This window comes from Paraglaciecola sp., from assembly GCF_051252315.1.
GTDB lineage: Bacteria > Pseudomonadota > Gammaproteobacteria > Enterobacterales > Alteromonadaceae > Paraglaciecola.
This window is the reverse complement of the sequence record NZ_JBPOFP010000140.1, coordinates 1-10,704: the sequence shown is the minus strand read 5'-3', so window position 1 is coordinate 10,704 and position 10,704 is coordinate 1. Positions and strand designations below refer to the sequence as shown.

The window sequence follows — 10,704 nt, the reverse complement described above, 5'->3', positions numbered from 1 at the left end:
GTCCAGATGTCCATATCTGGCCATCAGACAAGCCAAAATTTGATGGAGAATTTGTAGTCACGGTAAATCAAAAGCTACAAAGATAAAATTAAGATGTGATGACGGCTTCGATCGATTGAACTCACAGCGAGTAACGGACGTTGAAATTTTTTAAGTTCCTTTTTCTTTCTCCTCTTAACTAGCAACTTCCGTATTAGCCTCAAGTTAGTGGGGCGTTAGGTTTCACTTAAACTTGACAACAAAGCGTCGCAGTCTTGTTGTAGTTTATTTAACCAGTCTTGGGCATCGGTTTGTGGTTGGCTCAAACCTGTTAACAGGTTAAACATATAAAAGCCAAACCATGCTTTTGCTATCGATATTCTTTGCGTCAGATCTAATGACGGTTTATCCAATTCAAGTTTGTAGGCTATTTGCTCAACAAACATCATCATTTGTGGTTCAAATGATTTCATGTCGGACATAGAACCTTTTAGTAGAGCTTCTGAAAACCTTCTGTCTCGCTGATAAAACTCGTAAAAGAACTTAGCCATAGATAAAAAGTAACTTCGTCCAGAGGTTTCTTTACTTGCAATTGTCATATGATTATTCAGTTTTTCGGCAATAGTTTCTTGAAAAATGACATTAAGTAAAACTTGCTTATCGGCAAAATGAGAAAACAAAGTGCCATTGGCTATGCAGGTTTGTTTAGCTATCTGCCTTGTTGAAATATTTTCAAAGCCATACTCTTTAAATAGCTCGGTAGCCACATCAATGATGCGCTGCCTAGTTTGTTGTTTTTGAAGTTCTCTACTCATTACTTGCTTTGTTTGATCCAATTAATTCGCTACTCAGTTTACTTAGTTAAAAACAAGAAATCAAAATGAGCTTGCTCATTGAGCGCGCTCAATGTTAAGGTTTACGCAGGTAGGTTAAATAGGGCTATACATTATGGTGATAATAAATGGTGCAGGCATAGCTGGTTTGACACTAGCCAATGCTTTGCATATTAAAGGCATTCCCTACCTTATAATAGAAAAAAGCTCTGAGTTAAGTGAAGTGGGCGCGGGAATAATTCTACAAAACAATGGCATAGCTATTTTGCAACATTTGGAGTTGTTTAAAAAACTAACGGGGGTTTACGCTCAGCAAATGATGTTAGGCAGTTACGGCAATGTAAATAAAGTTGATTGTGAGCATAGTGGTATGAGCTGTTTTGCGACCCACCGGGCAGAGTTACAAAACGCACTGTTAAAACGCCTTCTACAACAAAATATTAAGTTAAGCACTCAGATCACTAATGTCGAAAAACATGAAGCTAGTTATAAAGTGAGTCTTTCAAATAGAGAGTCACTAGAGGCTGATTATGTCGTAAATGCTGCCGGAATTAATAGCAATTTGCATAGTGAACCTGAATTCTTAAATAGTGGCCACTGGTGCTGGCGAGCGATTCTAAACAGCAAACAACCCATTAGTAACTCTGGAGAGTTTTGGTTTGGAGATCAACGTATAGGTTTCGCGCCAATTAATGAACATCAAGTTTATCTTTACCATGTTATGAGATTAACTAAACCAAGTTGTTCGAAAATACAGGTAGATCTTGATTTACCATCTACAGAGCAACGTATTAGATGGATTAAATCGAAAGGTTATCAGGTCCCAGAAATAAACCACATGGAATTCAGTAACGCTAACTGGCTTTCTCACCCTCTAATAGAACGTCAAATTCATTGGGGAACTGACAACATAGTGGCTATTGGCGATGCGGCACATGCAATGACTCCCAATTTAGGTCAAGGTGCTGTATTGGCGATGGAAGACGCTATGGTGTTGAGTAATTTAATAGCAGAAAAAACAACTAATCTCGCCCAAGCGATCAAAAAACATCGCCATGTCCGAGTGAAAAAAATGCAAACTACCAGTCGCCAGTTTGGTGCTATCGCTCATCATCCTAATGAATTATTTACAAAGCTAATTGCTTTCCTTATGTCGCTAGCCCCTATGAACATGATGGTTAAACAACAAGTTCGCTGGATGAATCAATTCATCAATTCAACAACGTGGAAGTAATAATGACACAACAAAAATACGCTTATTATTTATTTTTCATAAAATTAGGTCATTTAGCTATAGGTCTAGAAATTTTTAACCAAGCATTAATTAGCCTCTGATTGAGGCGCTATATACTTTAAGGAGTAATCATGTTTGCATTATCTATAATTGTTTCGTTCATTATGCTCATTGTTGCATTTTCGCATTTTTATTGGGCTTTTGGCGGTAAACATGGATTGATGTCCGCAGGACCGCGCCTAGAGGGAGATAAAGATTTTATACCAAGCAGCACTCTGATATTTGTTGTTGCTGTAATGTTGCTTGGTCTTTCAGTTTTAGCAATTCAATTGGTTTCTCCCTTAGAGCTATTGAAAAACTATATTCATTACATTGGCTATCTTGTTTCTGCTATTTTTATCATTCGAGCTATAGGAGATTTTAAGTATATTGGTTTTTTCAAAAAAGTGTATAACAGTAATTTCGCTAAATTAGATACTAAGTATTTTTCACCATTGGCTCTTCTTTTAGGAATATCGTACGGAGTATTATCTAGATATGGTACATAACAAGCCTTTACAATAACGGGACTGCTAATAGGGCTGCACTACCGTCCGTAATTGGCACATTGTCGTTAATCGGTTTTGAAAAAATTGTAGGCATTGGATTTTCTGCGCTTTAAAGGTAGTCTAACTTATAAGCAATGTGGCCTTGTGAGGTCTCATTAATAAACTCTTATGTAAATTTCACCTAATAGAGTATTTAAATGGAGCTGCATGTTCATGGGTAAGATACAGAAATTAATCATTTTTATTTCACTAATAATTAGTGCCTCAACATATGCACAAGATGCTCCTTTTAAAGCGGTTCAAGACCTATTTTCAGCAATATCCCAAGTCAATCATTCAAAAATGAAGGCTGTAGTCACTGCAGACTTTCAGCTATTAGAAGACGGTGAAGACTGGGATATGAATGACCTTATTAATGTGATTAAACCTTCAAATTACGTTAGGAAGAATTATTTTAATGTTGTCAAAACACAAAGTAGTGGTGATTTTGCTTGGGTGAGTTATTGGAATAAAGCCACCTTTACAAAAGGTGAATTGACTAAAGATGTCGTTTGGCTTGAAAGTGCCGTACTCATTAAAGATGCCAATAAGTGGAAAATTCAAATGTTACATTCAACTAAAATAAAGCCTGAGAAATTACCAAAAAATATAGTGCTAACCGAATATAAAAATTAAGAATATAAAAACTAACCTAACCAAAGTACTCGGCTCAAAAATAGATTTGGAGTAAAACATGAAACAAGTTTATTCCAACCAAAACAACCTATTAGCAATCAACTCTCGAAACTTACTAGAAAGCTCTGGTATTGCTGTTGAATTAAAAAACGAATTCACAGCGGGAAGCGCTGTGCCTGGACATGCTATTGCTATTGAAATTTGGGTTAACGATTCAGATTATGACCAAGCAATTAATTTGTTAGCGTCGGCTGCTAATGATGATGGTCAAGATTGGGTGTGTAAAAAGTGCAATGAAAACAACACAGCCTCATTTGAAATCTGCTGGAGTTGCCAGTCAGAACACACTTAGTTTTAGTTTGTTTGCTTGTACTAATTAGCCAATTTAACTCCCCTCTTTTTAATTCTTTTTAGGATTTTGTTTTTTCTTACGTTGTTCTCGACGAACCAGTAAAAAGGTTAAATACATTTTTGTGGGTAAAGAAAATATTAAACCAAAAGCGATACATACAGCGCAGATAATGATGCCATTCACCCCCATTTTTGCTGGCAAGTCGGCATATTCAATAAAATAATGTCCAAGTAATAACAAACAAAGACCAATCCCAATAAACACCTTCATGATCAGAATTTGTTTTTTCTCAGACCTTTCCTGCTCGGACATTTCCACTACCTTAAATTAGGGAAGAAACCCAATGATTTAGTCATGGGTTTCTATGTCATTCTACAAGTTTATTACGTTCATCAATCCGTATTTATTTTAATTTAGTTCCCACTAATACAGCGTCAGCATTCCCTCTCCATGGTGAGATAAACTGCTCTTCGGCTTCGACTATTTTTAACGGCGTAAATTCACCCGTTAAGGTATTAAACCACTGGGTTTGATATTTATTCCCATCTTGAGGTTTAAATAATCTGCGACCTTTACCCGTTTGAAAAATGTCTTTATGCACATATATCGCATGAGTATCCCCATCTAAAGATTCTAAGCCAAACGCACTGCCATATTTTTCAGGCTTAGATACAAAATTGTGAAAAGGGTACTCAGCAAAAAACTTAGCTATATTTTGATAATAGTTAAACTTGGGTTTTATAAACGACTCATCTTGTTGAAAAGGATTATAAATAATCACGTTCCAAGCAGCCGCCTGCCAATAATAAGTACTATAGGCCCCGGCAAAAATAATGTGCCAATTTCTTCTTAAATTAACTTCTGGATCGGTGTAATCCCCAGTAAACACTCTATAGGGAGACTCGTCGTACCCACCATGTTCGATATTAAATACAGGCTTATTTTTAAACTTTTGTACCGCTTTGGCCGTGTTGGAATATATATTCCATTTCCAATCTTGGATTGAAATAAAGTCCACTAACTCTGGATTACGATTACAAAATCCGTAGTCGTGAATAGTTAACATACGATCAGCGTAATTAAGTTTGTTCACTCGCTCGAAACGACTTTTAATGTAGTCTTCATCTCTGTCATAAAACAAACCCTCTTTAGCGATATCCCAGATAATATTTGGGTAAGCTTGATAACGTTTTATCACATAGTCTAAGTACATATTGTCAGCTTCAGAGTTAGGGGCAGGCCAGCTCACCAACTTATTCCACACATATATCATTAAATGTGCTGCGATGCGTTTATCATGTAGAGACTGAATAGTGCGGTCAAACTTTTTGAAAAACTCCACATTAAGCGCCGAAAAGTCTGGCTTTTGGTTAGTGCCCAAAAATGGAAAAATGTCTTTAGGGGAGCCAAACTCATGCTCTGGATGATTGGCTAATTTAGGATCCTTACGCCAATAAAGAGGTTCTGATTCAGCCCGTACATCATAGGAATAAACTGTCATCACAACTTGATTAAAACCATTATCTTTAATTAACGACAACATATGGTCGGTTTTGGGCACACCTTTATCGTTTTGATAATCTAGCGCAAAAAGCCAATCTAACTCAAAGGCCATTGCATAATATGGCGTACCATCTTCATAGAAAAAATGCTGTGGGTAATCTTTGTTCAGCACTATCGCGCCGTGGTTATCAGCCTGAGCTTCTTCAACGGTAACTTTGCCTGTTAAGCCATTTAAGCTAGATACGTCACTTTGCGTTTGATATTGCCAACTACCGGTTTTACTAGCCGAAAATCGAATTAACCACTGCTTATCCCCATTATAAAAAATAGGCACCTTTTTAGTTTTTCCACTGGCATGAGTAAAAATAGCGTTTGCCGTTCGTTGAAAAGGTTTTTGAATATCTTGATCCAATTTTACAGGTATATCCAGCACCTCCCATTTGGCTATGACTTTAGCCTGACTTTTAATCTGGCTGCTAGGCTGACTGTTGGGCTGACTGCTAGGCTGGGCTAGCACCATGGTAGTAAAAAACAGCAGTAAACATAAAGGGAATTTAATACACGGCCTGACAAGTTTTATATTCATCATTATCTCGTTCATTTTAATCTTGTGGTTAAATCGCACTATTTCATATTGTATGATTTAAAAAAGTAAGGCAAGAACAAAATTTATATAAGACGATGTCAGTTTAAATATAAAAACTTAAACCATCAGAAAGGAGTGTATAAATGAATGATGAATAAAAGATTATGTGATGCTTGGCTTGATTTATTTGATTTAGAAACGCTTGCCTTGTACTGGCATACAAGGCTTTTGAGAAGAGTTTAGCGTATGCCTTCTCTATCTTTTCGTAAGGTTTCGGCCTTCCTAGCTTCCCCTCTTGATATTTTATTTGTTGGCGCCCAATGTTGCTTACTTTTAGCAATTGGGTTGGTGTAAGTGACATCTTGCAACGAATCATTCGAATCACGTTTAGCAATAGTCGACTCTGTTGACGAACAAGCTGCCAATGACGCAGTAACCGCTACAACGAATAGTTTATTTCTATATTCCATGGTTCAATCCTTTAAATGTAATAAGCGTTTTTAGAGTAGATAATCTACCTTATAAAATCAAGCTAACGATTTAACCCTTACTTAGCTTTAAACAGCAAGATTTAAGCATTTTTCACTATTTGCGCTCGGTATTCTTCTATTTCATCTCGCAAACTGGCAGCTTTTTCAAACTCTAGCTCTTTAGCTGCTTTAAACATGATCTTTTCTAACTCTGCTATTTTTTGTAATAGTTGAGGTGTACTTAAGGTTTGATACTTTTTCTTACCTTCTGAAACAAGTCTGAGTTTAACTTTATTGCCTTCTTCAAACTCACTTCCATCACCCACATCCATAATATCGGTAATAGGTTTATTTAACTGCATTGGGGTAATGCCATGCTCAAGGTTATGGGCTTCTTGCTTTTCTCGTCTGCGGTCGGTCTCTTCCATAGCACGTTGCATTGAACCAGTAATCCTATCGCCATATAAAATTGCCCGACCATTTAAATGCCTAGCGGCTCGTCCTATGGTTTGGATCAATGATCTGTCTGAGCGTAAAAACCCTTCTTTATCTGCATCAAGTATCGCCACCAGCGACACTTCAGGCATATCTAAACCTTCTCTAAGTAAGTTAATTCCCACCAGCACATCGAATTTACCAATTCGTAAATCGCGAATAATTTCAATACGTTCAACTGTATCGATATCTGAATGTAAATAACGAACTTTTACCCCGTGTTCATCTAAGTAATCACTTAGATCTTCAGACATACGTTTAGTTAAGGTTGTGACTAACACCCGTTCGTTTAATGCCACACACTTATGTATTTCTGACAAAAGATCATCCACTTGAGTGGCCACTGGGCGCACTTCAATTTGCGGATCGAGTAAGCCAGTAGGCCTAACCACCTGCTCGACTATGTCTTCTTCGGGCACATTGGCTAATTCAAATTTTCCGGGAGTGGCCGACACATAAATGGTTTGCGGGCTAATGCGCTCAAACTCGTCAAACTTTAACGGCCGGTTATCTAAGGCTGAAGGTAATCGAAATCCATATTCCACTAAGGTTTCTTTACGTGAACGGTCACCTTTGTACATAGCGCCGATTTGCGAAACAGTAACATGTGACTCATCTATGAACATCAAACCATCGGCAGGAAAATAGTCGATCAAAGTGGGAGGTGGATCCCCTGGTGGCCTGCCAGATAAATAACGAGAATAGTTTTCGATACCCGAGCAGTAACCTAACTCTTGCATCATTTCTATATCGAACTGACAACGCTGAGATACACGCTGCTCTTCAACTAATTTATTAACCGACTTTAACTGCTCTTTTCGTTCTTTTAATTCGACTTTGATATGTTCAATAGCATCGAGGATCTTTTCTCTGGGGGTAACATAGTGGGTTTTCGGAAAAACCGTGGCCCGGGTCACTGTTTTTTCAATGGCTCCAGTGAGAGGATCAAAAATACTAATACGTTCGATTTCTTCATCGAACAACTCCACTCGAATACCTTCACGTTCTGAATCGGCAGGAAACACATCAATCACGTCACCACGTACGCGAAATGTGCCTCGTTCAAATGCCACATCATTACGAGTGTACTGAATTTCAGCAAGGCGACGAAGAATGTCACGCTGATTCATTATGTCGCCTTGGCGAAAATGCACCAGCATCTTCATATAAGAGTCTGGATCACCTAAACCATAAATAGCTGACACACTCGATACGATAATAACGTCTTTTCTTTCCATTAAAGATTTCGTCGCCGAAAGACGCATTTGTTCAATGTGTTCGTTAATTGACGAGTCTTTTTCTATAAAGGTGTCACTAGAGGGGACGTAAGCTTCAGGCTGGTAATAATCATAATAAGAAACAAAGTATTCAACGGCGTTATTAGGAAAAAACTCTTTCATTTCTCCATAAAGCTGAGCCGCTAGGGTTTTGTTATGAGCCAAGATTAAAGTCGGTCTTTGCAACTTTTCAATCACATTAGCCATGGTAAAGGTTTTACCAGAACCCGTTACCCCTAATAAAATTTGTCTGGCTAAACCATCTTCTAAACCTTCTACCAAAGCTTCTATGGCTTTAGGCTGATCTCCAGCTGGAGAATAAGGCGAACTGACTTTGAATGTTCTACTCATATCTACTTAACGATCTCATCACTATGTTTAAATTTCTTATTTAATATATTTTTACACCAGGCATAAGCCACCACTGCCGTTAAACAATTGGCAATAACTGTGGCCCAAAATATTCCCCAAAGTCCATACCAAATACTCCCTAGGTAACAAATAGGAATAAAAAACAGGAACAAGCGTAAAATGTTTAATATCAATGCCGACATTGGCATGTGCATGGCGTTAAAAGAAGAGTTGGTTAAAATAACCAAACCTTGAAAACCATAACCTAATGGCACAATAAGCAAGAATAAAACAATGGTGTCGGCCACTTCCGCTTCGTTGGTAAAAATTGCAGCTAAATAAGGGGCTAACAAGGCTATGATGCCAAAAATCAATAACTGCCAACCAAGCACAAATTTAATACATAGGGTGTACGCTTGATTGACTCGATTTAGTTTATTCGCTCCAAAATTTTGGCTAATAAATGGCGGTAAAGACATAGATAAAGACAAAACAACAATACAAGCAATGGACTCTAACCTCCCCCCTACTCCCCACGCCGCCACTGCAGCATTACCATAGGTTGCAACAATTGCTGTTACCACACCAATGGCAATTGGCGTTAACATATTTGCACCCGCGGCTGGCAAACCAATTTTTAATATGCCACCAGAGCTACGTTTTAGCTCTGTCCAATTTAATATTTTGGGTTCCATCAAATGGCGCTTAAAGGCTAATAAATACAAAATGTAGAAAAGGCCTATCGCCCATGCAATTAAAGTTGCTATTGCCGCCCCTTGAATACCGAGCGCTGGCACGGGTCCCCAGCCAAAAATGAGTAAAGGATCAAGCACGGCATTTACAAAACCACCAAACGCCATCACATAACTAGGCGTTTTAGTATCTCCAGAAGCCCTTAGTACGCTGTTACCCACCATAGGCATGGCAAGAAACAATCCGGCGGCATACCAAACCACCATATATTCTTTAATTAAGGGTAATAAATTGTCATCCGCACCAAGCACTCTAAAGATTGGTTCAATGGTAAAAACACCTATGATGGCAAGGCAAATGGCTAACACGAAGGTTAACATTAGTGCACCAGTAGCGGTCTCTTTAGCTTTAGTATTATCACCGGCCCCTAAAAATTTAGCTATAACAGCAGAGGTACCTATACCTAATCCAATATTTAAACTAATAACGGTAAAGGTGACAGGAAAAGTAAAACTAATGGCGGCTAACTCTTGGGTGCCCAACAACCCAATAAAAAAAGTATCGACTAAACCAAATGTCATCAACATGATCATACCCACTATCATTGGCATAGTCATTTTGCGTAAGGTTGTAGCAATGTCATTATTCAATAAATCAGTGGATCGAGATTGGCTAGCTGTAGAACTCAATATATATCTCACTTTACATGACGGTATGATGAAGTAACTTATGTGAAACAACATCAGGAATGTTCAACTACTCATTAGAACCATAATACCCGAATTTTATTACACCATGGCGGATATTTGCTCTAAGTCTTGTTACATAATTGTAAAAATTTGCAAAAACCAAACATGTCTCAAATTAGAGACAGTCCAATGTCGTTATATTGACGTTTTTGTTAGCATTTATTTAATTCTGATCTGAATGTCAACGGTAGATCAGCAAATATTTGCTAAAAAAAAACAATAAAAACACTTGATACTTAGATAATTTTAAATTTCTCTTAAAAAACAACACACAAGCTATTAATAATTTATTGCGACTAAAGTCTAATCTTTAATCAATATTTTAAAAATACTCATAACCCACTGTTAAATAAGAATATTTAATTATTTTTATATATTTTAAGGTTAAGCTATTGACATCAATTACTGATTCAAATCTTTTATTGAAACATTTTAATTCACACACTTATCCACAGGTTTGGTGGATAACTAGCCCAGCACGTTATTTGGCGCAGTTTAGACAAGTGATCGCATTTAATTAACGTTAGTACACACTAACCTTTTGTCATGCCGTTTAAGGTTACAGTTTTGTTAAACACTGTTTACTAATACAGTACTCAACAAATTATTAATAACTAATTACTATAACAACAGGTAAAAAGGATCTTTAAAAACCTTATATATTTTTTTGACAAGAAATTTAAATTTATATTTAAAAAACAGTTAAAAAATAGCCAGTTTGATGTCACATTTTGAACAATTGATTAGATAAAATACAATTTGATAAAAAGATCGAAAAATACTTGATTTGAGTGTTGACACAGAGCGGCTTGCTCATTAACATTCGCCACCGTTGAAAAGCACCCAAGTTTAATTACTTGATTGAAGTTCAACAACACTATAGTTCCCCCTTAGCTCAGCTGGTTAGAGCGACGGACTGTTAATCCGCAGGTCCCCCGTTCGAGTCGGGGAGGGGGAGC

At 37.4% G+C, this 10,704-nt stretch carries 10 protein-coding genes and 1 tRNA gene; 5 read left to right on the top strand and 6 right to left on the bottom strand.

Features of this window, described 5'->3' with window-relative positions; all coding sequences use genetic code 11:
* Window positions 1-215 precede the first annotated feature (215 nt).
* Window positions 216-794: a TetR/AcrR family transcriptional regulator gene (locus tag ACSHXM_RS19105; protein WP_435691505.1), complete on the bottom strand. Its 579-nt coding sequence runs from the start codon at window positions 792-794 to the stop codon at window positions 216-218.
* 133 nt (window positions 795-927) lie between these two features.
* Between ACSHXM_RS19105 and ACSHXM_RS19100 the strand changes: the two genes are divergently transcribed.
* The 4 genes from ACSHXM_RS19100 to ACSHXM_RS19085 all read left to right on the top strand — a co-directional run bounded on the left by ACSHXM_RS19100 (window position 928) and on the right by ACSHXM_RS19085 (window position 3,621).
* The gene (locus ACSHXM_RS19100; protein WP_435691503.1) at window positions 928-2,046 is read left to right on the top strand and encodes an FAD-dependent oxidoreductase; all 1,119 of its coding nucleotides are present in this window, start codon (window positions 928-930) and stop codon (window positions 2,044-2,046) included.
* Window positions 2,047-2,177: 131 nt separating this feature from the next.
* Window positions 2,178-2,594 carry a DUF3995 domain-containing protein gene (locus tag ACSHXM_RS19095; RefSeq protein ID WP_435691501.1) on the top strand — a complete coding sequence of 139 codons (417 nt, stop codon included), beginning with the start codon at window positions 2,178-2,180 and terminating at the stop codon, window positions 2,592-2,594.
* Window positions 2,595-2,807: 213 nt separating this feature from the next.
* Window positions 2,808-3,269 (top strand): nuclear transport factor 2 family protein, encoded by a 462-nt coding sequence (locus ACSHXM_RS19090; RefSeq protein WP_435691499.1) that lies wholly within the window; start codon window positions 2,808-2,810, stop codon window positions 3,267-3,269.
* A 58-nt stretch (window positions 3,270-3,327) separates the two neighbouring features.
* A complete protein-coding gene (locus tag ACSHXM_RS19085; RefSeq protein ID WP_435691497.1) occupies window positions 3,328-3,621 on the top strand; it encodes a DUF2007 domain-containing protein in 294 nt (97 codons plus the stop codon).
* A 48-nt stretch (window positions 3,622-3,669) separates the two neighbouring features.
* Here ACSHXM_RS19085 and ACSHXM_RS19080 read toward each other — a convergent pair whose 3' ends face one another.
* From ACSHXM_RS19080 to ACSHXM_RS19060, 5 genes are all read right to left on the bottom strand, one after another.
* Window positions 3,670-3,933 (bottom strand): hypothetical protein, encoded by a 264-nt coding sequence (locus ACSHXM_RS19080; protein WP_435691495.1) that lies wholly within the window; start codon window positions 3,931-3,933, stop codon window positions 3,670-3,672.
* A 91-nt stretch (window positions 3,934-4,024) separates the two neighbouring features.
* Window positions 4,025-5,725 carry a DUF5060 domain-containing protein gene (locus ACSHXM_RS19075; RefSeq protein ID WP_435691493.1) on the bottom strand — a complete coding sequence of 567 codons (1,701 nt, stop codon included), beginning with the start codon at window positions 5,723-5,725 and terminating at the stop codon, window positions 4,025-4,027.
* Between the two features lie 224 nt (window positions 5,726-5,949).
* On the bottom strand, window positions 5,950-6,180 hold the full coding sequence (locus ACSHXM_RS19070; RefSeq protein WP_435691491.1) for a hypothetical protein: 231 nt from the start codon (window positions 6,178-6,180) through the stop codon (window positions 5,950-5,952).
* 101 nt (window positions 6,181-6,281) lie between these two features.
* On the bottom strand, window positions 6,282-8,303 hold the full coding sequence (gene uvrB, locus ACSHXM_RS19065; protein ID WP_435691489.1) for an excinuclease ABC subunit UvrB: 2,022 nt from the start codon (window positions 8,301-8,303) through the stop codon (window positions 6,282-6,284).
* Window positions 8,304-8,305: 2 nt separating this feature from the next.
* Entirely contained in the window at window positions 8,306-9,685 is a 1,380-nt protein-coding gene (locus ACSHXM_RS19060) for an MATE family efflux transporter (RefSeq protein ID WP_435691487.1), read from the bottom strand.
* Window positions 9,686-10,629: 944 nt separating this feature from the next.
* Between ACSHXM_RS19060 and ACSHXM_RS19055 the strand changes: the two genes are divergently transcribed.
* Window positions 10,630-10,703: transfer RNA gene (locus tag ACSHXM_RS19055), tRNA-Asn, on the top strand.
* Window position 10,704 lies beyond the last annotated feature (1 nt).